Source organism: Paracoccus rhizosphaerae (genome assembly GCF_026162645.1).
Classification (GTDB): Bacteria; Pseudomonadota; Alphaproteobacteria; order Rhodobacterales; family Rhodobacteraceae; genus Paracoccus; species Paracoccus rhizosphaerae.
Window position 1 is genome coordinate 1 of sequence record NZ_JAOTBE010000046.1, and the last position, 20,534, is coordinate 20,534.

At 66.6% G+C, this 20,534-nt stretch carries 21 protein-coding genes; 8 read left to right on the forward strand and 13 right to left on the reverse strand.

Going from position 1 to position 20,534, the window contains the following annotated elements:
- Positions 1–405 precede the first annotated feature (405 nt).
- Positions 406–1,134 (reverse strand): response regulator, encoded by a 729-nt coding sequence (locus OC184_RS14340; protein WP_265507871.1) that lies wholly within the window; start codon positions 1,132–1,134, stop codon positions 406–408.
- A gap of 129 nt (positions 1,135–1,263) precedes the next feature.
- Between OC184_RS14340 and mce the strand changes: the two genes are divergently transcribed.
- Complete coding sequence (gene mce, locus OC184_RS14345; protein ID WP_265507872.1) at positions 1,264–1,668, forward strand: methylmalonyl-CoA epimerase; 405 nt, start codon at positions 1,264–1,266, stop codon at positions 1,666–1,668.
- On the forward strand, positions 1,668–1,937 hold the full coding sequence (locus OC184_RS14350) for a DUF1467 family protein (protein WP_265507873.1): 270 nt from the start codon (positions 1,668–1,670) through the stop codon (positions 1,935–1,937). Before mce ends, OC184_RS14350 begins: the two co-directional genes overlap by 1 nt.
- On the opposite strand, the gene OC184_RS14355 is transcribed toward OC184_RS14350, so the two are convergent.
- The gene (locus OC184_RS14355) at positions 1,894–2,610 is read right to left on the reverse strand and encodes an EI24 domain-containing protein (protein ID WP_265507874.1); all 717 of its coding nucleotides are present in this window, start codon (positions 2,608–2,610) and stop codon (positions 1,894–1,896) included. The two genes, OC184_RS14350 and OC184_RS14355, sit on opposite strands and share 44 nt — an antisense overlap.
- Positions 2,607–3,179, reverse strand: coding sequence for a nitroreductase family protein (locus tag OC184_RS14360; RefSeq protein WP_265507875.1), 573 nt, complete (start codon positions 3,177–3,179; stop codon positions 2,607–2,609). The genes OC184_RS14355 and OC184_RS14360 overlap by 4 nt, the downstream gene beginning before the upstream one ends.
- Positions 3,180–3,270: 91 nt before the next feature.
- Between OC184_RS14360 and OC184_RS14365 the strand changes: the two genes are divergently transcribed.
- A complete protein-coding gene (locus tag OC184_RS14365) occupies positions 3,271–3,519 on the forward strand; it encodes a DUF167 domain-containing protein (protein WP_265507876.1) in 249 nt (82 codons plus the stop codon).
- On the opposite strand, the gene OC184_RS14370 is transcribed toward OC184_RS14365, so the two are convergent.
- Positions 3,516–3,761 carry a hypothetical protein gene (locus OC184_RS14370; protein WP_265507877.1) on the reverse strand — a complete coding sequence of 82 codons (246 nt, stop codon included), beginning with the start codon at positions 3,759–3,761 and terminating at the stop codon, positions 3,516–3,518. The genes OC184_RS14365 and OC184_RS14370 overlap by 4 nt on opposite strands.
- Before the next feature lie 139 nt (positions 3,762–3,900).
- Here OC184_RS14370 and OC184_RS14375 point away from each other — a divergent pair, with 139 nt between their 5' ends.
- The 3 genes from OC184_RS14375 to OC184_RS14385 all read left to right on the forward strand — a co-directional run bounded on the left by OC184_RS14375 (position 3,901) and on the right by OC184_RS14385 (position 6,490).
- Complete coding sequence (locus OC184_RS14375; protein WP_265507878.1) at positions 3,901–4,677, forward strand: M48 family metalloprotease; 777 nt, start codon at positions 3,901–3,903, stop codon at positions 4,675–4,677.
- Positions 4,678–4,680: 3 nt separating this feature from the next.
- Positions 4,681–6,012: a DUF2254 domain-containing protein gene (locus OC184_RS14380; RefSeq protein WP_265507879.1), complete on the forward strand. Its 1,332-nt coding sequence runs from the start codon at positions 4,681–4,683 to the stop codon at positions 6,010–6,012.
- Between the two features lie 103 nt (positions 6,013–6,115).
- Positions 6,116–6,490 (forward strand): hypothetical protein, encoded by a 375-nt coding sequence (locus OC184_RS14385; protein ID WP_265507880.1) that lies wholly within the window; start codon positions 6,116–6,118, stop codon positions 6,488–6,490.
- 33 nt (positions 6,491–6,523) lie between these two features.
- On the opposite strand, the gene ilvN is transcribed toward OC184_RS14385, so the two are convergent.
- The 3 genes from ilvN to OC184_RS14400 form a co-directional block, all read right to left on the reverse strand.
- Positions 6,524–7,084 carry an acetolactate synthase small subunit gene (ilvN, locus tag OC184_RS14390; protein ID WP_265507881.1) on the reverse strand — a complete coding sequence of 187 codons (561 nt, stop codon included), beginning with the start codon at positions 7,082–7,084 and terminating at the stop codon, positions 6,524–6,526.
- A gap of 64 nt (positions 7,085–7,148) precedes the next feature.
- Positions 7,149–8,903 carry an acetolactate synthase 3 large subunit gene (locus OC184_RS14395; RefSeq protein ID WP_265507882.1) on the reverse strand — a complete coding sequence of 585 codons (1,755 nt, stop codon included), beginning with the start codon at positions 8,901–8,903 and terminating at the stop codon, positions 7,149–7,151.
- A 142-nt stretch (positions 8,904–9,045) separates the two neighbouring features.
- Positions 9,046–9,885: an arginyltransferase gene (locus OC184_RS14400; RefSeq protein ID WP_265507883.1), complete on the reverse strand. Its 840-nt coding sequence runs from the start codon at positions 9,883–9,885 to the stop codon at positions 9,046–9,048.
- A 205-nt stretch (positions 9,886–10,090) separates the two neighbouring features.
- On the opposite strand from OC184_RS14400, the gene OC184_RS14405 reads away from it, so the two are divergent.
- Complete coding sequence (locus tag OC184_RS14405) at positions 10,091–12,919, forward strand: [protein-PII] uridylyltransferase family protein (RefSeq protein WP_265507884.1); 2,829 nt, start codon at positions 10,091–10,093, stop codon at positions 12,917–12,919.
- Here the strand turns inward: OC184_RS14405 and OC184_RS14410 are convergent.
- Positions 12,880–14,751, reverse strand: coding sequence for a glycosyltransferase (locus OC184_RS14410; RefSeq protein ID WP_265507885.1), 1,872 nt, complete (start codon positions 14,749–14,751; stop codon positions 12,880–12,882). The genes OC184_RS14405 and OC184_RS14410 overlap by 40 nt on opposite strands.
- 303 nt (positions 14,752–15,054) lie before the next feature.
- Complete coding sequence (carA, locus tag OC184_RS14415) at positions 15,055–16,203, reverse strand: glutamine-hydrolyzing carbamoyl-phosphate synthase small subunit (RefSeq protein ID WP_265507886.1); 1,149 nt, start codon at positions 16,201–16,203, stop codon at positions 15,055–15,057.
- Positions 16,204–16,362: 159 nt separating this feature from the next.
- Here carA and OC184_RS14420 point away from each other — a divergent pair, with 159 nt between their 5' ends.
- The gene (locus OC184_RS14420) at positions 16,363–16,824 is read left to right on the forward strand and encodes a GatB/YqeY domain-containing protein (protein WP_265507887.1); all 462 of its coding nucleotides are present in this window, start codon (positions 16,363–16,365) and stop codon (positions 16,822–16,824) included.
- Between the two features lie 82 nt (positions 16,825–16,906).
- Here OC184_RS14420 and OC184_RS14425 read toward each other — a convergent pair whose 3' ends face one another.
- The 4 genes from OC184_RS14425 to lipB all read right to left on the reverse strand — a co-directional run bounded on the left by OC184_RS14425 (position 16,907) and on the right by lipB (position 20,470).
- Positions 16,907–17,356, reverse strand: coding sequence for a DUF2244 domain-containing protein (locus tag OC184_RS14425; protein WP_378926718.1), 450 nt, complete (start codon positions 17,354–17,356; stop codon positions 16,907–16,909).
- A 56-nt stretch (positions 17,357–17,412) separates the two neighbouring features.
- A complete protein-coding gene (gene ctaD, locus OC184_RS14430; RefSeq protein WP_265507889.1) occupies positions 17,413–19,089 on the reverse strand; it encodes a cytochrome c oxidase subunit I in 1,677 nt (558 codons plus the stop codon).
- Between the two features lie 183 nt (positions 19,090–19,272).
- Entirely contained in the window at positions 19,273–19,713 is a 441-nt protein-coding gene (locus tag OC184_RS14435; protein ID WP_265507890.1) for a c-type cytochrome, read from the reverse strand.
- Between the two features lie 106 nt (positions 19,714–19,819).
- Positions 19,820–20,470, reverse strand: coding sequence for a lipoyl(octanoyl) transferase LipB (gene lipB / locus OC184_RS14440; protein ID WP_265507899.1), 651 nt, complete (start codon positions 20,468–20,470; stop codon positions 19,820–19,822).
- Positions 20,471–20,534 lie beyond the last annotated feature (64 nt).

Below are 20,534 nucleotides of genomic sequence, written 5' to 3' on the forward strand. Positions count from 1 at the left end.
ACGGCCAACTCCCCCAATCAGTGTTGAAGGGGCAAACGCCCATCAACGCGCTCAAGGACTGGCAAAGGCAAAGGCCGGACATCTTCAAGAAGCGGCCGTATAATCACGCGGGATGTGACAGTTAGGAACAAATGAGGGTGCCTGGGCGGGCCTCTGCTAAAATGTCCGTCACCGGCTTCCTCGGTCAAGGCTTGAGCCCCGTCATACGATCAGGCTCCCCACAGGGTGCCCAGAAGGCCCTGAAAAAGTGTTTTGATATGAGCCGCCTTTGGATCGAGGGCAGCCCGTCTCGCTCCGGTTCGGGTGGGGATGTGTTCATGGCGCTGCGACGAACCGGGACCCGTGGCGCGTCTCCTCATTCGTCGAGGGAGGACGCGCCGACAGCTCGACAGCCCTAGGACAGAGTTACATCTCGGCCACGCGGGACAGCCGGTCGTGAACCATGCCGCTGATGCGCGCCAGATCCGTGGCGAGGGCATGCCCCGCCACATGGTCGCGCGCCAGCGCCGTGGCCGCCGCCTCGAGCGCAGGGTCGTGGGCCGTGCGGGCCACGCCGGCCAGGAAGCGTGCGATATAGTCGATCGCGGCGGTGTCCTGTGCCGTCGAGAGAACCTCGGCGACGTGGATAAGGTCGTCCCGCAGCCCAGACGTGTCGGGCTGGATGACGTCGTCGGGTAGGGCGCGCAGCGCCCTCGGCTCGATCGGCAGCGCAGAGAGGATCGTCTGCTGGAACAGGGCCAGACTCTCGACCGGCTTGGCGAGGAACCCGTCAGCGCCGGCAGCGAGGGCGGCCGCAACCCCGTCGGGATCGCCTGACATCCCCAGGATGACCGGCACGCGCGGTTCGGCGGCGTGCATCTGGGCGATCAGCCCGGCGCCGTCGCCGTCGGGCAGGCCCAGGTCAACAATGACGACGGCCGGGCGATAGGTCCGCAGGTGGCGTGCCGCCGAGCGCAGGCAGTCCGCGCGGCGAATCCGCGCACCGGACTTCAGGCACAGCAGGCGGACGGCCTCGCTGGCAAAGCGCGAATCCTCGATCACCAGCACCGTCAGGCCGGTCAGCGGCCGCTGCGGCAACGACAAACGCCATTGCGGCAAGGGCTTGACCGGTTCGGTTTGCGTTTCGGTCAACATGTCTTGGTTCCTGTCCTAGTCTTCGAGACCATTAGATCGCCGAATCGCTAAGAAGCGGTTAATCAGGCCTGTTTTCCTTTTCCGGCCGCGCCAAAGTCATTAGATAGACGCACGAACACGGAGGATCTGATGATCGGTCGCCTGAACCATGTCGCCATCGCCGTTCCCGACCTCAAGGCGGCCGCGGCGCAATATGCCAATACCCTGGGCGCCACTGTCGGCGCGCCGCAGGACGAACCCAACCACGGCGTCACGGTCGTCTTCATCGAACTGCCGAATACCAAGGTCGAGCTTCTGTATCCCTTGGGCGACGACAGCCCGATCCGCGGTTTTCTGGACAAGAACCCCTCGGGCGGCATGCACCACATGTGCTTCGAGGTCGATGACATCATCGCCGCCCGTGACAGGCTGAAGGCCGAAGGGGCGCGCGTGCTGGGCACGGGCGAACCCAGGATCGGCGCCCACGGCAAGCCGGTGCTGTTCCTGCACCCCAAGGACTTCAACGGCTGCCTGATCGAATTGGAGCAAGTCTGATGAACCTGACCGGCGGCATCGTCCTTTTCGCCTCGCTGTGGTTTCTGACGCTGTTCTGCGTCATGCCCATCGGGCAGAGCAGCCAGGCTGACGCCGGCAGCATCGTCCCTGGCACCCATGCCGGGGCGCCGTCCGGCGTGCCGTGGCGGCGCAAGCTGCTGTGGACGACGGCGATCACCTCGGCCATTTGGGCGGTGATCGCCTTCGTGATCCTCAGCGGGACGATCACGCGCGCGGATATCTCGCAGCTGGACCAGCTGATCCGCTGACCATCTGGAACAGGTGCGTGAATGCCGCGGCAGCCAGCAGCGGCAGCGCGATGTTGACCAGCGGGATCGTCAGCCCGATGGCCACGAGGACGCCGGTCAGCGTCACCCGCGCCGTGTTGGCGCGACGCAGCGCATGTGCCGGAGCCTCGGCCAGATGCCGGCGGGCGGCCATCTGGAAGAACTCTCGTCCCAGCAGCCAGCCGTTCGCGCCATAGAACAGGACCGGCGCCAGCGGCCCCAAGAATGGTGTCAGCACCAGCGACAGCACGGTCACCCCCAGAACCGCCGCGACCACGGCCAGCGATTCCAGCAGGCCGTCCAGGAAGTCCAGCGACCGCCCGCGGCGGTGGGGATAGTGCAGCCGCTCGACCGCGTCGGCGACGTTTTCGGCGAACAGGCCTGCGAAGCCGGCGGCCACGGGGGCCATCAGGAAGATGCCCATGACCGGGAACAGGGCCAGCGACCCCCAGGACAGCACGGCGCCAAATTCGACTTGGCCCAGCCAAGGCAGGGTCAGGCCGCCGGGCAGCCAGATCCGGATCGCCCAGAAGATCAACGCCTGCAGGGCCACGAACAACCCAATCGTCAGCGCGATCCCCAGCAGCGCCAGCCGCAGGATCGAGGGGCGCAGCAGGTCGGCCCAGCCCCGCGCCAAGGCGCGGACGGGCATCATGGCCGCCACTCGGTCTTGGTATCGATGTCGGGGCGCGGGCGCTCTGGCGGCGTGGCGCCGCGGGTGCCGATATGGATCAGGCCGGCGACGCGTTCCTGCCTTAGGAGGCCAAGATATGACCGTCCGAAATCAGGGTCCAGTGCGGCAAAACCCGTCAGCCAGGCCGCGCCCCAGCCCGCGGCGAGCGCTGCGTTCACAAGGCCCAGGCACACCGCGCCCGCGGACAGCACCTGTTCCCATTCGGGCACCTTCGGGCTCACGACCGGCGAATGTACCACCGCGACGATCACCGGCGAGGCGAAGGCAGATGCCGCCTTTTCGGCCGCCGCCTGATCCTGACCGCTCGCCAGCACCGCCTTGTGGAGCGAGGGTGCCAACGCGTCCAGCGTCTGCCGTCCCAAGACGATGAAGCGCCAGGGTTCCAGCTTGCCATGGTCGGGCACGCGTGCGGCAAGAGTCAGAAGCCTTGTCAGGTCCTCGTGGTCGGGGGCCGGGCCGGTCATCAGCTTCGGCGGATGAGAGCGGCGGGTGGCAAGGAAGCGCAGCGCGTCGTCGTTGCGATAATCCATGCGGATCTCCTTTGTGGTCGGGCCTGTGTTTCAGATGGCCCGGCCTGTCGCAAGACTTGCCCGCCGGGCGGCACTGCGCGAGGAAGGTGCCATGAGCGATCTGACCCATCTGGCCCGGCCCGGCGCCGTCCTGACCTTGCGCGTGACCCCGCGCGCCCGGCGCAATGCGGTCCAGTTGCAGGGCGACGTGCTGCGGGTCCATGTCACCGCCGTGCCCGAGGACGGCCGGGCCAACCGCGCCGTCCTGAAGCTGCTGGCGGGCGCCCTGGGCGTCGCGCCGTCGCGGCTGAGGGTGATCCGTGGCGATACGGCCCGCGACAAGCTGGTGCGGCTGGACTAGGGCTTCTTGTCGATCCGATAATTGCCCTCGGGCAGGTTCAGGGCCAGCCGCAATTCGGTCAACTGGTGCATCGACAGCGTCACGCGAACAACCTCGTCGCCGTCTGGGCTCATCTGCTCCAGCACGACGCGGTCGTCGAAGCCGAGGATGACGACGTCCTCGTTCAGCGGCCGCGTTCCGGGATCGGCCTCGTCGATCAGGGTGATCACGGTCGCGTCGAAGTCATGCTCGATGGTGAACATCCGATTCTCCTTCTGCAGATGCGACATTCGCGTGATCTTTGCGCGGCGGCAAGCAGTCGGGCTTTACGCCGTAGACATGCCAGCTAAACTGCGCAAAACGGATGCCGGGGCGGCACCCGGCGGAATGAAGGCGGAACTTATGGGCAAGCAGATCTGGCGGCAGTGGCGGGCAGCGATTGTGGCGACGGCACTGGCGCTTTCGGCCTGTGCGCCGATGCCTGTCGCGGGGCCGCAACCGCTGCCTCAGCCGATCCCGGTCCCGGTCCCGACGCTGCCGTCGCCGTCCGCCCCCCATGCCGCGACACCGGACGGCGCGGCGCGCAGCTTCGTTCAGGTGATGCGGCGCATGGAGCCGGCCGTCCAGCAGGAATGTCTGAACCGCCGCACCCGCCCGATCCGCTGCGACTTCGTCTTCGTAGTCGATGACCGTCCGGGGCTGGAACCGAACGCCTTCCAGACCATCGACCGCAGCGGCCGGCCAGTGGTGGGCTTCACGCTGTCGCTGATCGCCCAGACCGTCAATCCCGACGAGATCGCCTTTGTCGTCGGTCACGAGGCCGCGCACCACGTCCTGAACCACCTGGACCGCAAGTCGGGCGCATCGACGGCCGCCGCGGTCGTCTTGGGCAGCCTTGCCACCGCCTATGGCGGCGACGCCGCCGCGGTCGAGCGCGCGCAGCAGATCGGCGCCTCGGTCGGGTCACGCTATTATTCCAAGGAGTGGGAGCTTGAGGCGGACTACCTCGGCTCGATCATCACGCTGAACGCGGGGTATGACCCGATCAACGGGTCCCGGCTGTTCCAGCGGATCCCCGACCCCGGCAACCACATCCTGGGCACCCACCCGTCGCGGGCGCAGCGCCTGGCCCAGGTGCGCAGGGCAGTGGACGACGTGCAGGCCGGCAGGGTGCGCTGATCCGTGGCGAACCAGCCGACGATCGGCCGGCTGCGGTTTCTGATCCGCGAACTGCTGCAGAAGCTGTGGGTGCGCGTCACCTCGTTCGCGGTCCTGGGGCTGGCGACGGCCCTCGCGGCCTTCGCGCTGCGTCCGTTCATTCCCGACACTTGGGCCGGGATCGTCGGTGCGGACGCAATCATGCCGATCCTGCAGATCATCGCCTCGTCCATGCTGACGGTGACGACGTTTTCGCTGTCGATCCTGACAGCCGCCTATGCCACCGCAAGTTCCGGGTCGACACCGCGCGCGGTGCAGCTTCTGGTCAGCGACGGCGTCAGCCAGACGGTGCTGGCGACCTTCATTGGTGCCTTCGTCTTCAGCCTCGTCGGGCTGATCATGCTGCAGACCGAGCTTTACGGAGATGGCGGGCGGGTGGTGCTGTTCGCTGTCACGCTGCTGGTGATCCTGATCGTCGTCGTGTCTCTGCTGCGCTGGATCAACCGGCTGGGCGAGCTGGGGCTGGTCGGCGACAACCTGAGCCGAGTCGAGCAGGCGGCTGACGATGCGTTGGCGGCGCGGCTGGCCTCGCCTTGGCTGGGCGGCAATCCCCTGCGGGGGCCACCTCCGGCTGATAGCGTGCCGATCATGTCGCCACAGGTCGGGTATGTGCAGAATTGCGATATGCAGGCCCTGTCGGACTTGGCTGAGGAGGCAGGCATCCTTGTATATGTCGCCGCACAGCCTGGCGATCTGGTGCATCTGGCCTCTCCGCTGTTCCACGTCTCGCAGATCCCCCCGGACCCGCAGGTGCGTGACCGCCTGATCGCCTGTGTCACGCTGCGCCGGACCCGCAGCTTTGATCAGGACCCGCGCTTTGGGCTGTCGGTCCTGTCCGAGATCGGGCAGCGGGCGCTGTCGCCTGCCGTCAACGATCCCGGCACCGCGCAGGCGGTGGCGATCTGCATCCTCAGGATCCTGTCGCGCTGGTCCGACGAGGCCGGACCTGAGGTGCAGTTCCCCCGCATCTACGTCCCGGGCCTGACCGTCGGACAGCTACTGGAAGACAACCTTCTGCCGCTGGCGCGTGACGGTGCCGCCATGGTCGAGGTTCAGCGCACGCTGCAGGGCTGCCTTCTGGCCCTGGTTCAGCTTGCGCCGCAGGTCTTCAGCGAAGCCGCTGCCAATCTCAGCCAGGATATGCTGGATCATGCCCGCCAAAGCCTGACGCTTGGCACCGACCTGACCACGATTGTCGAACTCTCGGCGCAGGTGTGTCGTCAGGCCAACAAGGTTGTGCCATCGACGCCACGCAGCAACCTCGAGATGCAAAAAACTTCGAGTTACGCAGAATAATGCTGGCTTATCGGCGGATTTCTGCTTTAGTCGGGCCGAGTTCGGGCAGACAAATCAGAGCCATCACACGACGCAATGGCGTCCAACTTGTAAAGGGGCGCCCATGATCGGCGTTGTCGTTTGGAGCAACGAATCGCGTGAGAAGGCGATCATCTGGTGCGAGGATCAGGCGACGCTGGCCTATCTGCAAGGTCCTGACAACCTTGTCGACATGCCGCAATGGCCTCAGCCCGGTGATCTGGTCGAACTTGAGACGCAGACGATAGGCAACCTGCGCCACGCATTGCACGTCTCGTTGATCTCTGAACGCTGCTGCCCGCAGATTCCGCAGGCGCTGGCGCAGTCGGATACTGCGTCCCGGCAACCCAGATTGCGGCTGGTATCCACCCAAGATCTTCCGGATTCCGGAGCAAACCTGCCAGCGCAGCCCATATCGGGGCCGGGCTACGATCTGGTCAGGTCCGGCATCGCGCGCTGAAGCCGCCCCGTGAAAGGGCGGCGCCAAGCTTGATCAGATTCCGCGGGACAGTGCCGCGACACCCGTCCGCGCCAGATCGGTCAGCCCCAGAGGCCGCATCAGGTCCGCGAAGGCCTCAAGCTTGGAGGGCGGGCCCACCAGCTCGAAGACAAAGCTCTCCAGCGTCGAATCGACCACATTGGCGCGGAAGATCTCGGCGATCCTCAGAGCCTCGACGCGCTTGTCGCCATGGCCACGCACCTTGAACAGCCCCAGCTCGCGTTCGACCGCGGGTCCCTCGACAGTCAGGTCATGCACCTCGTGAACGACAACGATCCGGCCCAGCTGCGCCTTGATCTGCTCGATGACCGACGGTGTGCCGCGCGTCACCACCGTGATTCGCGACCGGTGGCCGGTATGATCCACCTCGGCCACCGTCAGGCTGTCGATGTTGTAGCCGCGGCCGGAAAACAGGCCGATGACCCGCGCAAGGACGCCGGGCTCGTTCTCGACCATCACGGCCAGCGTGTGGCTCTCTTCGATCTGCGAATGGGGGTCGCGCAGGTCATAGGCCGAATGGCTCGACATGCCCTTCTGAATGTTCAGTGCGTTCATGACTCTGCTCTCTTCTTCTTTGCAGAAATACCCCGGGGGTGCGGGGGCGGCGCCCCCGCCCGTCTCAGACCAGAACCGCACCTTCCGATTCGATCACGCCCTGCGTCTCGGCCTCGCCCAGAAGCATCTCGTTATGCGGCTTGCCCGACGGGATCATCGGGAAGCAGTTCTCGTGCTTTTCGACCAGCACATCCAGGATGAACGGGCCATCATAGTCGATCATCTGCTGGATCGCCGCATCCAGGTCCTTGGGGTCGCGCACCTGCGCGCCGGCGCAGCCGAAAGCCTCGGCCAATTTGACGAAGTCGGGCAGGCTGTCGGACCACGACTGGCTGTAGCGTTCGCCATGCAGCAGCTGCTGCCACTGGCGCACCATGCCCAGACGCTCGTTGTTCAGGATGAACTGCTTGACGGGCAGGCGGAACTGCACCGCGGTCCCCATCTCCTGCATGTTCATCAGCCAACTGGCATCGCCCGCGACATTGACGACGAGCGCATGGGGATGCGCCATCTGCACGCCGATCGACGCCGGCAGACCATAGCCCATCGTCCCCAGCCCGCCGGAGGTCATCCAGCGGTTCGGCCCTTCGAAGCCCAGGTATTGGGCCGCCCACATCTGGTGCTGTCCGACCTCGGTCGTGATATATCGGTCAAGCCCCTTGGTCAGCGCCTCCAGCCGCTGCAGCGCGTGCTGCGGCTTGATGATGGTGTCGCTGTTACGGAAGGCCAGGCAGTTGCGCGCGCGCCACTGCTCGATCTGGGCCCACCAGGCCTGCAACCCGCCGCTGTTCACCTTGCGCCCGCGCGACTTCCAGACCTTCAACAGGTCCTCCAGCACATGGCCGACATCACCGACGATCGGCACCTCGACCCGGACGACCTTGTTGATCGAACTTTCGTCGATGTCGATATGGGCCTTGACCGATCCGGGGCTGAAATCCGCGACCCGTCCAGTGATACGGTCATCGAAGCGCGCGCCGATATTGATCATCAGGTCGCAGCCGTGCATCGCCAGGTTCGACTCATAGGTCCCGTGCATGCCCAGCATGCCCAGCCACGCCTTGCCGGATGCTGGATACGCACCTAGGCCCATCAGGGTCGAGGTCACCGGAAAGCCCGTCGCGTCCGCCAGTTCGCGCAGCAGCTGGCTGGCGCCGGGGCCCGAGTTGATGACCCCGCCGCCGGTATAGAGGATCGGCCGCTCGGCCTGTTCCATCAACTCGACCAGCCGGGTGATCGCGGCGATGTCGCCCTTCTTCGCCGGCTGATAGCTGCCGGTGTCGACCTGCTTCGGCCCGACATAGGTGCCGGTGGCGAACTGCACGTCCTTCGGGATGTCGATCAGCACAGGCCCAGGCCGCCCCGAGGTCGCCACATGGAACCCCTTGTGGATCGTGGCCGACAGCTTATCCGTGTCCTTCACCAGCCAGTTGTGCTTGGTACAGGGGCGGGTGATGCCGACCGTATCGGCCTCCTGAAAACCGTCGGTGCCGATCATGAAGGTCGGCACCTGGCCCGATAGCACGACCAGCGGGATTGAATCCAGCAGCGCGTCGGTTAGACCGGTGACCGCATTCGTGGCGCCGGGACCCGAAGTGACCAGAACGACCCCCGGCTTGCCCGTCGCGCGGGCATATCCTTCTGCCATGTGGACAGCACCCTGTTCGTGGCGCACAAGAACATGGGTGATGTCGTTCTGCTGGAAAATCTCGTCATAAATGGGTAGCACCGCCCCGCCCGGATAGCCGAATACGGTATCGACGCCCTGATCGCGCAGTGCCTCGACCACCATCCTCGCACCCGTCATCGTTCGGGACATTGCCTTGCTCCATCCTATGTATTAGGCGCCGGATACCTGACCCGGCGTCGGCGCAAACTATTTGCACCACCGGGCATGGTCAATGGGGATCGGCGGATAAAGTGACGCAGGCGCGCAGGAAATTGAAACTTTGTTTCGCGCCCTAGCGGTCGAACTGCGGCAAGGCGATCCGGGCGACCTGCTCGACGATCGGATCGACCGACAGGGGATGCGCTTCGTTCGAATGTGCCCGCGGATCGCCGATGTCCTGCCAGACGCCACCCTTGTAGATCTCGAGCGCGTCGAACCGCGCCTTGTAGTCCATCTTGCGGCTGCCCGGCACCCAATAGCCCAGGTACACATAGGGAAGGCCTGCGGCGCGGGCGATCTCGATATGGTCGAGGATGATATAGGTGCCCAGGCTGGAGGGCCTCAGGACCGGGTCATAGAAGCTGTACACCAGGCTGAGGCCGTCATCCAGCACGTCGGTCAGGCAGACGCCAGCCAGATGATCGTCGCCCGGCCTGATCTGAGACAGGTCGTCGCCCTTGCAGCGATACTCGATCACGCGGGTCTTGACGGGCGTCTCCTCGACCATGGCAGCGAATTCGAAGATATCCATGTCGGCCATGCCGCCATCCGCATGACGGCTGTCCAGATAGCGGCGGAACAGCTCGAACTGCTCCTCGGTCGCCCAGGCACTGGTGGCCAGGCGGCGGATCGCGCCATTGCGCGTCTGGATGCGACGTTGGGTGCGCGAGGGCTTGAAGTCGGCCACCCGGATCCGCGCGGACATGCAGGCCACGCAGCTTTCGCAACTAGGGCGGTACAGCACGTTCTGGGACCGCCTGAAGCCCTGCCGCGACAGCGCATTATTCAGGTCCGACGCATTGTCGCCCTGAAGTGCCGTGAACAGCTTGCGTTCGGCCCGGCCGTGCAGGTAAGGGCACGGCTGCGGCGCCGTCACATAGAATTGCGGCGCATGGGGCAGGGTGTGGCGCATCAGGCGGCCCCCCTGCGGCATCTGTTCAGATAAGGCCTGGTCATGCGCGCGCTGCGGATTCCGTTTCGCCGATCGGTGGGATATCGCCGCAAGCCTAGCAATGATTCCCTGACAGGCCAAGTCGGGAAACACCGGCCATGCGGCCGCTGTTCGGCCCCCGGCTGTGCGCGTTGACTGCGCCATGGCGGCGGCTAAGGTGACGTCCATGAGCTTCGTGTCCCGCATCACCCGCCTTCCGCGTCCCATGGATCACGCCCGCGCGGCCGACGTTGCGGGGCTTTTTCCCGGCATTTCGGACCGGCTGCGAGACCTGATTGCAGGCACGGCGGGCAGCAGCCCCTTCCTGGCCGGACTGGTGCGGCAAGAGGCCGAGTGGCTGATCCCGGCGCTGGATCATGACGATGTCGTTGCGCGGGAAACCGCCGGTCTGGATGATCTGGACGCGGATGCGCTGTCGGTTGCGCTGCGGCGGGCCAAGCGGCGCGTGGCGCTGCAGGCGGCGCTGGCCGATCTGGGTGGCGTCTGGTCACTGGAACAGGTGACCGGCGCGCTGTCCGATCTGGCCGACCGTGCGGTGGATCTGGCTCTGCGCGCTCATGTCGCGACCGAGGCCAGGCGCGGCAAGCTGCCCCCGACCGACGCCGATGCGGGGGGCATCTTCGCGCTAGCCATGGGCAAGGGCGGCGCCAGGGAACTGAACTACAGCTCTGACATCGACCTGATCGTGCTCTTCGATGAGACTGCCTACCCCGAGGACGCTCAGGCCGAGGCGCGGGCGGCGCTGATCCGCGCCACCCGGCGGATGGCCGCGACCCTGTCCGATGCCACAGCGCATGGATATGTGTTCCGCACCGACCTGCGGCTGCGGCCGGATGCCGCCGTCACCCCGGTCTGCATCTCGACTGCCGCGGCGCTGGCCTATTACGAGGCCGAGGGTCGCACCTGGGAACGCGCGGCCTTCATCAAGGCCCGTGCCGCCGCCGGAGACATCGCCGCGGGCGAGCGTTTCCTGCGCGAGCTGCGCCCCTTCGTCTGGCGCAAGCACCTCGATTTCGCCGCGATCCAGGACGCCCACGACATGCGGCTGCGCATCCGCGACCACAAGGGTCTGAGCGGACGCCTGGACGTGCCGGGCCACAACCTGAAGCTGGGGCAGGGCGGCATCCGAGAGATCGAGTTCTTCACCCAGACCCGGCAGCTGATCGCCGGCGGCCGCGACCGCGACCTGCGGCTTCGGGACACGGTCGGCGGGCTGGCGGCCTTGGCCGCGAAGGGCTGGATCCCCCCCGATGTCGCGCAGGAGCTGACCGACCACTACCGGGAGCACCGCGAGATCGAGCACCGCATCCAGATGGTGAACGACGCCCAGACCCACAGCCTGCCCAAGGATGCCGAAGGGCTGGAGACCGTCGCCGCCCTGATGGGCGAGGACGACACCGGCGCCTGGTCGGCGCGGCTGAAGGAACGCCTTGCCCGCGTCCACGCGCTGACAGAACGCTTCTTCGCCCCGGACGAGCCCGCGGCCGAACGCCCGCCCCTGTCCGAGGAGTCGCGGGCGATCATCCAGCGTTGGCAGGGCTATCCCGCGCTGCGGTCCAGCCGCGCGCAGCAGATCTTCCGCCGGATCGAGGCGCCGCTTCTGGACCGCATGTCCCGTGCCGGCCACCCGACCGAGGCGCTCATGCGCTTCGACAGCTTCCTGTCAGGACTGCCCGCCGGTGTGCAGCTGTTTTCGCTGTTCGAGGCCAACCCGCAGCTGATCGACCTGATCGTCGACATCTGCGGCACCGCGCCGGGCCTTGCCGGCTATCTGGCGCAGCACCCGGCCGTCCTCGACGCGGTCCTGGGCGGCAGCTTTTTCGCGCCTTGGCCTGGAGAGGCGGTGCTGAGGTCGGATCTGCAGGCGGTGCTGCAGCGGGCGCTGGACGCGCCGGGCGGCGGGTACGAACGTGCGTTGGACGCGGCGCGGCGGTGGGCGCATGAATGGCAGTTCCGCATCGGCGTTCATCACCTGCGCGGACTGATCGGCGCCGAGGAGGCGGGGAGCCAATACGCCGACCTTGCCGGCGCCTGCCTGGCTGCGCTCTGTCCCGTGACGGCCGAGGATTTCGCGGCCCGCCACGGTCCGCCCCCGGGTCGTGGTGCGGTCGTTTTGGGGATGGGGTCCCTCGGGGCGCGGGTCTTGAACGCGGGCTCGGATCTGGACCTGATCGTCATCTATGACGCCGACGGCGCCGAGGCCTCTGACGGGCCGCGCCCGCTGTCGGCGCGGCCCTATTACGCGCGGCTGACGCAGGCAATGGTCACGGCCATCTCGGCGCCCACAGCCGAGGGGCGGCTCTACGAGGTCGACATGCGCCTGCGCCCTTCAGGCCGGCAGGGGCCGGTCGCCACATCGGTCCAAAGCTTCGAGACCTATCAGATGTCAGAGGCGTGGACGTGGGAACACCTGGCGCTGACCCGCGCCAGGCCGGTCGCGCATGTCGGCCCCGACGCGGCCGCGCTGTCGGACCGGATCGAGGCGCTGCGGATGAAGGTTCTGGGTGCGCGGGGGCAGGACATGCGGGTGATGCCGGACCTTGCGGCGATGCGGAGGCGGCTGTTTTCGGCAAAGGGGCCGGACGGGCAGTGGGATGCCAGGCAGGGGCCGGGCCGGCTGCAGGACATCGACCTGCTGGCCCAGGCCTGCGCCCTGCGCGCCGCGGCCCCCGCACGGGCCACCGCGGCCCAGCTGCGGGCGGGCCGCCGCGCGGAATTGCTGCCCGACGCCCAGGCCGACCGGCTGGTCGCGATCTGGCGCAGCCTCTGGCGGCTTCACGCCTCGGCGCGGCTCTTGACTGACCGCCCGCTGGACATGGAGGAAATCGGGCTCGGTGGACAGGAATTCCTGCTGCGCGAGACCGGCGCCGAGTCACCGGAGGCCCTGATGGACATGGTCGCGTCGCAGGTCGCGAAATCCGCGGCGATGATCGAGGCCATGCTTCCCGCCGAGGATCAGCCCGAGGCCAGCAGCCGAGAAACCTCGTCCTCCTGACGCAAGCTTCCGGGGCTGGCCTGTCCGGCGGCCTCCTGCAGGTCGGCCGCCACCTCGGTCAGGTTCCTGCCGCCGATCCGGCCCAGCACCGGGATCGACACCAGCCCCTCGGGCAGCGCGGGCGGCTCGGGCGTGACTTCGGCTTCCGAGAAGAGGCCGTGGGCGGTCTTGTTCCAGTAGAAGGGCTTGGCGGCCACCTCGTAGAGCGCCTTCCAGCCAGCCAGGCAGCCGAGCGGAAAGTAGAAATGCAGGCTCGCTACCCACGGCAGAAGATGCCGATGCCGCTTGCGCCTGACGGCATAGAGGCCAACCAGGATGTTCAGCGCCTCGGCCCCGACGAACGGCACGAACAGCATCGGCGCGGCCCAGGGCCCGACCAGATCGTCCAGCGGCGCGCCGAGCGGATGGGGCAGGCCGAACGTCAGCAGCCAGAAGCTCCACAGTACCGGGGCCAGCAGGTATTGCGACAGGGTTCCCAGGAACTGCACCTGGAAACCCCAGAAGCGCCAGGCGCCCAGGTCGCGGTGCAGCGCGACCGGGTCGCGCATGTGTACCGCCCAGGTCATCGCATATCCCTTGAGCCAGCGGGATCGCTGGTTGATCCAGGGAAGCGCGCGGCAGTTCGCCTCCTCCTCGGTCGTTGTCGCCAGAAGCTCGGTTCGGAAGCCGCGGCGGGCCAGGCGGACACCCAGATCGGCGTCTTCGGTCACGCTCCAGGCGTCCCAGGCACCGACGCGTTCCAGGATGTCGCGGCGAAAGAACAGCGTGGTCCCGCCAAGCGGCACGACCAGCCCCAGCCGCGCCACGCCCGGCAGCAGCACCCTGAACCAGGCGGCATATTCAACCGTGAAGCAGCGCGCCAGCCAGTTCGTCCGGGGGTTGTAGTAGTCCAGCACACCCTGCAGGCAGGCGACATCCGCGGGGGCGTCGGCGAACCGCCGGGCGACCTTGTGCAACTGGTCGGGGTCCGGGCGATCCTCGGCGTCCCAGATCCCGACGATGTCGCCCCGGCAGAAGTTCAGCGCATAGTTCAGCGCCCGTGGCTTGGTCTTGATAGGCCCCTCCGGCACACGCACCACGCGGATCCAGTGCGGCAGACGGGCGTCCCTCAGGGCGGCCTCGGTCACGTTGTCGCTGGCCTCGATCACCAGCAGGATGTCGCTTAGTTCTCTTGGGTAGGCCAGGCGCGACAGGCGCGCGACCAGCCGCCCCGCGACGTCGCTTTCCCTGAACAGCGGCACCATCACGGAAATGGTCGGCAATGGTATCTCTGGCTCTTCACCTTCAGGCGTCATCCGGGCCGGGTCGCCGATGCGCCAGGCCGCGATGAACGACGCCAGCTTCAGCATCGCCTGGGTGACCAGGGTCAGCACCGCCCATGCCGTCAGCGCCCCGACGACCGCGGCGGGGGCCACGGCCGAGCCCAGGATGACGGCCGCGGCCAGCATGACGAGGATCACGGCGCTGCGCTGCTGGTTCCCGGCGCGGCAGCTTTCGCGGGCGGCGACGCGGCTTTCAGCCTCTCGGACAAGGCGGGTGCGGCGATGGGCCAGCAAGCCCGCGGCCGCCTGGTCGCCGCTGCAGAGCAGCATGCGGACATGGCCGAAGCCCGGCGGCAGCAGGGCCAAGCAATCTGCGAAATCCTCGGGGCGGGCGGTGGCGATCCAGGTGACGCCGCCGATCCGCCGCCAGGGAAGGATGCCGTGCCGCAGGCAGAAGCCTGCGCCTGCCGCATCGATCAGACGTGGATCTGCCGGCGTCACGTCGGGGTCGATCGCCGACGTCCGCCACTGTCGCGCAAGCCCCTTGGCCAGGGCGACCGGCGTCACCATCCCCTGCGACAGCAGGACCTTTGGCCAGCGGCAGGTCGCGCCGCTGCCCGATCACCGTTGCCTTCAGCAGGTCGCTGGGGTCCAGCGCCCCATCCTCGAGCAGGATCTGCCCAAGGGGAAGCGGCGCCTTGGTGCCAAGCGTCGGGCCGCGAAGGATGATGCCGCCACCGACCTGCGGGTCGGGCAGGTTCGCTGGCCGAGGCAGCGGGGCAGGCGGGGCCATGGACGATTCCCTTCTGGATCGCCCATTCCTGCCACGGATATGATTAACAAGGCGTTAAGGTTGACCCACCAAGGGGGAGGTCAGCCTCGGCGCGCCTGCATTGAATCCGCGAAACGCTTGAACAGGTAGAGGCTGTCCTGCGGACCGGGCGCCGCCTCGGGGTGGTACTGAACCGAAAAGACCGGCCGGTCCTGCATCCGCAACCCACAATTGCTGCCGTCGAACAGGCTGACATGCGTTTCGATCACGCCCTGCGGCAGCGATTGCGTGTCCACGGCAAAACCGTGGTTCATCGAGGTGATCTCGACCTTGCCCGTCTCCACGTCGCGCACCGGATGGTTGGCGCCGTGATGGCCGTGGCCCATCTTGACCGTCTTTGCACCAAGCGCCAGCGCCAGCATCTGGTGGCCCAGGCAGATGCCGAAGATGGGCAAGTCCTTCCCCAGCAGCCCCTGGATCATCGGGACGGCATAAGCGCCGGTCGCCGCCGGATCGCCAGGGCCGTTCGACAGGAACACCCCCTCGGGCTCATGCGCCAGAACCTCTTCCGCGGTAGCGGTCGCCGGCAGCACCGTCACATCCGCACCGAAGGCCACCAGAGAGCGCAGGATGTTCCGCTTGGCGCCGTAATCCAGCGCCACCACCTTGAATGGCTTGTCCTCGGGCGATGACCCGAAGCCCTTTCCCCATTCCCAGGCACCTTGATCCCAACGATAGCTCTGGGCGCAGCTGACGTCCTTGGCGAGGTCCAGCCCGACTAGGCCCTGCCAGCTGCGGGCGCGGGCGACCATCGCCTCGATGTCGAAATTTCCGTCGGGATCGTGGGCCAGGACCACGTGGGGCGCGCCCTGCTGGCGGATCGCCCGCGTCAGGCGGCGGGTGTCGACGCCGCCAATGCCGACGCGGCCGCGGCGCGACATCCATTCGGTCAGCTCGGACGCGGCGCGCCAGTTGGACGGGTCCGTCGGATCCCACCGCACGACGATGCCGCTGGCGACGGGGTCCTGCGCCTCGTCATCCTCGGGCGTGACGCCGGTGTTGCCGATATGGGGGAAGGTGAAGGTCACGATCTGGCTGGCATAGGACGGATCGGTCATGATCTCCTGATAGCCGGTCATCGCCGTGTTGAAGACCAGTTCGGCCACCACCTCGCCCGGGGCGCCGAACCCCTGGCCATAGAAGACTGTTCCGTCGGCTAGCGCCAGGCAGGCGGTCGGTTTCTTGGCCATCTCGGCACCTCTGGTCTGAAATCAGCCGGTGAATAGGGGGCGCGCGCCCCAAGGTCAACCCGCCGCCGTCGCCCGCCGGTGCTTGATAAGCCAGTGCCGGGGGACTAGATCGCAGTCTTTCCCGGCGCACCCTGCGCCCACAGTCACGGAGACGGGATTATGGAATTGCGCACCAGGCTGCAGGCGTCCACAAAGGAGGCGATGAAGGCCAAGGACAGCGCCCGGCTGTCCACGCTGCGCCTGATCGGCGCCGCCATCAAGGACCGAGAGATCGCGGCGCGCGGCGGCGAAGGCGACGAGACGCTGAACGAAGGCGACCTCGTGCTGATCTTGTCGCGGATGGTGAAGCAGCGCCAGGAATCGGCCAAGGCCTATGAAGAGGGCGGCCGCCTGGAACTGGCGGCCAAGGAAGAGGAAGAAATCCGGATCATCCAGGAGTTCCTGCCCCGCCAGATGAACGAGGAAGAGACCCGTGCCGCCATCGACGCGGCCATCGCCGAGATCGGCGCCGAGGGCATCCGCGATATGGGTCGCGTGATGGCGGTGCTGAAGGACCGTCATGCGGGGCAGATGGATTTCGGCGCCGTGGGACCGGCCGTGAAGGCGCGGCTGCTGGCCTGAACCGCGGTCAACGTGAAGGAAGGGCGGCAGGATCTCCTGCCGCCCTTTGTCGTGGCTTAAGCCTGATCCCTCTGACGAATTCTCAGGATCGTGCCCGGCCGATCGCGCGGGTGAGTTCCTCGCGTAGCGCCCGACGTTCCTCGGGCGTCAGGAACGCGCCCAGCTCGATCTCTCGCTGCCCGTCGGTTAGGGTCAGGTAATCCTCGACAGGGCCGGTTCGGATGCTGGCACGCACCCAATAGCTGTTCGTCTGCCATTCCCTGACCGGGCGCCCCGGATCGCTGCGCCTGACCTGCAGCCTGTCACGGTCCAGCAGCAATTCCTCTCGGGTCTGGCCGGTGCGGTAGGTCTGCTGGATGGCGATCCAGACGCCGCCGATGACAATCAGCATGAAGGGCAGGATGCCCCACATGACATGCGTCCCCAGCACCGCGAGGATCGGCAGCAGCAGCAGCCCGGCCGTTGTGCCAATGAACCAGACGAAGCCCTTGCGCGGCAGCGACCGGTGTGGCCACAGGGTCAGCCTTTGCAAAACGGCCCCGGATGCATCCGGGGCCGTTGTTTCTGTCCAGCGGTAAGGCATGGCCCTCAGTGCGCCGGGGTGCGGTCCCAGTCCTCGCGCTTGGGCAGCTGCTCGAACGTGTGTTCGGGCGGGGGCGAGGGCAGGGTCCATTCCAACGTGTCGGCGTATTCGTTCCAGTAGTTGTTCTGGGTCACGCGCTTGCCGGCGAAGAGGGTGTAGGCCATCACGCCGAAGAAGAACAGGAACGACGCGAAGGACAGGTAGGCGCCCCACGAACTGATCGCGTTCCACTGCGCAAACTCGACCGGATAGTCGATATAGCGGCGCGGCATGCCCTGACGGCCCAGGAAGTGCTGCGGGAAGAAGGTCAGGTTCGCGCCGATGAACATCATCCAGAAGTGCAGCTTGCCCGCCCATTCCGGATACTGGCGGCCCGACATCTTGCCGATCCAGTAATAGATGCCGGCGAAGATCGCAAAGACCGCACCAAGCGACATCACGTAGTGGAAGTGCGCCACGACATAGTAGGTGTCGTGATAGACGCGGTCCAGCGGGGCCTGGGACAGGACGACGCCGGTGACGCCGCCCACGGTGAACAGGAACAGGAAGCCGAAGGCCCAGAGCATCGGCGTCTTGAATTCGACCGAGCCGCCCCACATCGTCGCGATCCACGAGAAGACCTTGATGCCCGTGGGCACCGCGATCGTCATGGTGGCCAGCATGAAGTAGCTCTGCTGGGTCAGCGACATGCCGACGGTGTACATGTGGTGCGCCCAGACGACGAAGCCCAGGATGCCGATCGCGGCCATGGCGAGGACCATCGGCAGATAGCCGAAGATCGGCTTCTTCGAGAAGGTCGCGATGACGTGGCTGATGATGCCGAAGCCGGGAAGGATGATGATGTACACTTCCGGGTGGCCGAAGAACCACAGGATGTGCTGGTAGAGGACCGGGTCGCCGCCGCCGGCCGGATTGAAGAAGTTGGTGCCGAAGTTGCGGTCCATCAGCAGCATGGTGATGGCGCCGGCCAGCACCGGCAGGGCCAGCAGGATCAGCCAGGCGGTGATGAAGACCGACCACGCGAACAGCGGCACCTTGAACAGCGTCATGCCGGGGGCGCGCATGTTCAGGAAGGTGGTGATGATGTTGATCGCACCGACGATGGACGAAGCACCCGAGACGTGGACGGCGAAGATCGCGAGATCCATCGAATAGCCGCCCTCGCTGGTCGACAGCGGCGGATAGAGCACCCAGCCCACGCCCGAGCCCAGCTGCTGCGAGCCGCCCGGCGTCAGCAGCGACGCCACGCCCAGGCACAGGCCCGCGACATAGAGCCAGTAGCTGAGGTTGTTCATGCGCGGGAAGCTCATGTCCGGGGCGCCGATCTGCAGCGGCATGAAGTAGTTGCCGAAGCCGCCGAACAACGCGGGAATCACCACGAAGAACATCATCAGCACGCCGTGATACGTGATCATCACGTTCCAAAGGTGGCCGTTCGGCGTGCATTCCGCCGTGGCGTCGGCGATGAACCGCGCGCCTTCAAGGCACATGTACTGCACGCCCGGCTCGTGCAGTTCCAGCCGCATGTAGACGGTGAAGCTGACCGAGATCAGGCCCGCGATGGCGGCCGTGAACAGGTACAGGATGCCGATGTCTTTGTGATTGGTGGACATGAACCAGCGGGTGAAGAACCCGCGTTGGTCATGATGGTCGTCGTGGCCGTGTGCGGCTGCGTCTGCCATACCCGAACTCCCTCAAGATGTCGTCGAGCCGGCCTGGCAGACCGGCGTAATCACGCGGTGTTTAGACCACGGGCGCGAACCGGGCAATGCGTCACAGTGGTCTTGAATGAAATGCCCCCGCCAGAATAACACATCGGGCGGGGGCGGCTGCCATCAGGGCTGCGGCGCATCGCCGCAGCGCGATTATTCGGCAGGTGCGTCAGGCGAGACGCTGGCCAGATAGGCCGCGACATCGGCCTGACCGCGGTTCAGCTTGAAGGTCATCTTGCTGCGCACCGAATCGTCGCCCGCTTTTTCTTCGACCCAGGCAGTGGGATCGGTGACATAGGCGGCCAGTTCCTCCTCGGTCCAGACGAAGTCGGGGTTCGCCTCCTTGGCTGCCAGGATGCCGTCGCCGTAGTTATAGCCCTCCATGTGGGCGATGGGGGCGCCGATGATGTTCCACAGGTTCGGGCCGACGCCGCCGCCCTTGACGATGTCAGTCCCGCTGTCGTCCTGGATCATGTGGCAGGCCCGGCACTTGCGGAACTCTTTTTCCCCGGCGGCGGGGTCTCCGGCCTCTTGGGCTGTGGCGGGAATGGCTAGGGTCGCGCCCAGGAGGGCGCCCACGATGGCTGATTTCATGCGTCTTTTTCCTCACTCAACCCGGACGGGCTATGTCTCCGGATCCAGCCTACATGCAAGATCTGCAAGAAATCCAGCTACCGAAAGGTCGCAAGACGAAATTTGATCAAGCCGGATCGAAGACCGTGCCGAAGGCCTGGCGCAGCGCCACGTCCAGATCGGCCATCGCGACCGGCAGCCCCAGGTCGACCAGCGACGTGACGCCATGGCCGCTGATCCCGCAGGGAACGATGCCACCATAATGCCCAAGGTCCGGATCGACATTGACCGAGATGCCGTGGAAGCTGACCCAGCGGCGCAGCTTGACGCCGATCGCGGCGATCTTGTCCTCGCGCAGCGTGCCGTCTGGCAGGGGCGCCTTGTCCGGGCGCGGCACCCAGACGCCCACGCGGCCCTCGCTGATCTGGCCGGTGATGCCGAATTGCGCCAGCGCCTCGATCACCCAGTCCTCGAGCCGGGCAACGAAGGCGCGCACGTCGCGGCCGCGCCGGTTCAGGTCCAGCATCACATAAGCGACGCGCTGCCCCGGCCCGTGATAGGTGTACTGCCCGCCCCGACCGGACGGATGCACCGGGAAGCGCGCGTCCAGCAGGTCCTGCGCCCGTGCGCTGGTCCCCGCGCTATAAAGCGGCGGATGCTCGACCAGCCAGATCGCCTCGTCTGCGGTTCTGGAATGGATCGCGGCCACCCGCGCCTCCATGAAGGCCACGGCGTCGTCATAGGGCGTCAGGCCGTCGCTGATGATCCACTCAACCATCAGCGGGATGTGGCGTGGGGCGGGGCGCGCGTCAATGACGATAATTCCGCCATGCATGGCAAGA

Coding starts and splice junctions, on each gene's coding strand:
- OC184_RS14340 (WP_265507871.1), bottom strand. CDS start 1,134: ATGTTGACCGAAACGCAAACCGAACCGGTCAAGCCCTTGCCGCAATGG.
- mce (WP_265507872.1), top strand. CDS start 1,264: ATGATCGGTCGCCTGAACCATGTCGCCATCGCCGTTCCCGACCTCAAG.
- OC184_RS14350 (WP_265507873.1), top strand. CDS start 1,668: ATGAACCTGACCGGCGGCATCGTCCTTTTCGCCTCGCTGTGGTTTCTG.
- OC184_RS14355 (WP_265507874.1), bottom strand. CDS start 2,610: ATGATGCCCGTCCGCGCCTTGGCGCGGGGCTGGGCCGACCTGCTGCGC.
- OC184_RS14360 (WP_265507875.1), bottom strand. CDS start 3,179: ATGGATTATCGCAACGACGACGCGCTGCGCTTCCTTGCCACCCGCCGC.
- OC184_RS14365 (WP_265507876.1), top strand. CDS start 3,271: ATGAGCGATCTGACCCATCTGGCCCGGCCCGGCGCCGTCCTGACCTTG.
- OC184_RS14370 (WP_265507877.1), bottom strand. CDS start 3,761: ATGTTCACCATCGAGCATGACTTCGACGCGACCGTGATCACCCTGATC.
- OC184_RS14375 (WP_265507878.1), top strand. CDS start 3,901: ATGGGCAAGCAGATCTGGCGGCAGTGGCGGGCAGCGATTGTGGCGACG.
- OC184_RS14385 (WP_265507880.1), top strand. CDS start 6,116: ATGATCGGCGTTGTCGTTTGGAGCAACGAATCGCGTGAGAAGGCGATC.
- ilvN (WP_265507881.1), bottom strand. CDS start 7,084: ATGAACGCACTGAACATTCAGAAGGGCATGTCGAGCCATTCGGCCTAT.
- OC184_RS14395 (WP_265507882.1), bottom strand. CDS start 8,903: ATGTCCCGAACGATGACGGGTGCGAGGATGGTGGTCGAGGCACTGCGC.
- OC184_RS14400 (WP_265507883.1), bottom strand. CDS start 9,885: ATGCGCCACACCCTGCCCCATGCGCCGCAATTCTATGTGACGGCGCCG.
- OC184_RS14405 (WP_265507884.1), top strand. CDS start 10,091: ATGAGCTTCGTGTCCCGCATCACCCGCCTTCCGCGTCCCATGGATCAC.
- OC184_RS14410 (WP_265507885.1), bottom strand. CDS start 14,751: ATGGTGACGCCGGTCGCCCTGGCCAAGGGGCTTGCGCGACAGTGGCGG.
- carA (WP_265507886.1), bottom strand. CDS start 16,203: ATGGCCAAGAAACCGACCGCCTGCCTGGCGCTAGCCGACGGAACAGTC.
- OC184_RS14420 (WP_265507887.1), top strand. CDS start 16,363: ATGGAATTGCGCACCAGGCTGCAGGCGTCCACAAAGGAGGCGATGAAG.
- ctaD (WP_265507889.1), bottom strand. CDS start 19,089: ATGGCAGACGCAGCCGCACACGGCCACGACGACCATCATGACCAACGC.
- OC184_RS14435 (WP_265507890.1), bottom strand. CDS start 19,713: ATGAAATCAGCCATCGTGGGCGCCCTCCTGGGCGCGACCCTAGCCATT.
- lipB (WP_265507899.1), bottom strand. CDS start 20,470: ATGGTTGAGTGGATCATCAGCGACGGCCTGACGCCCTATGACGACGCC.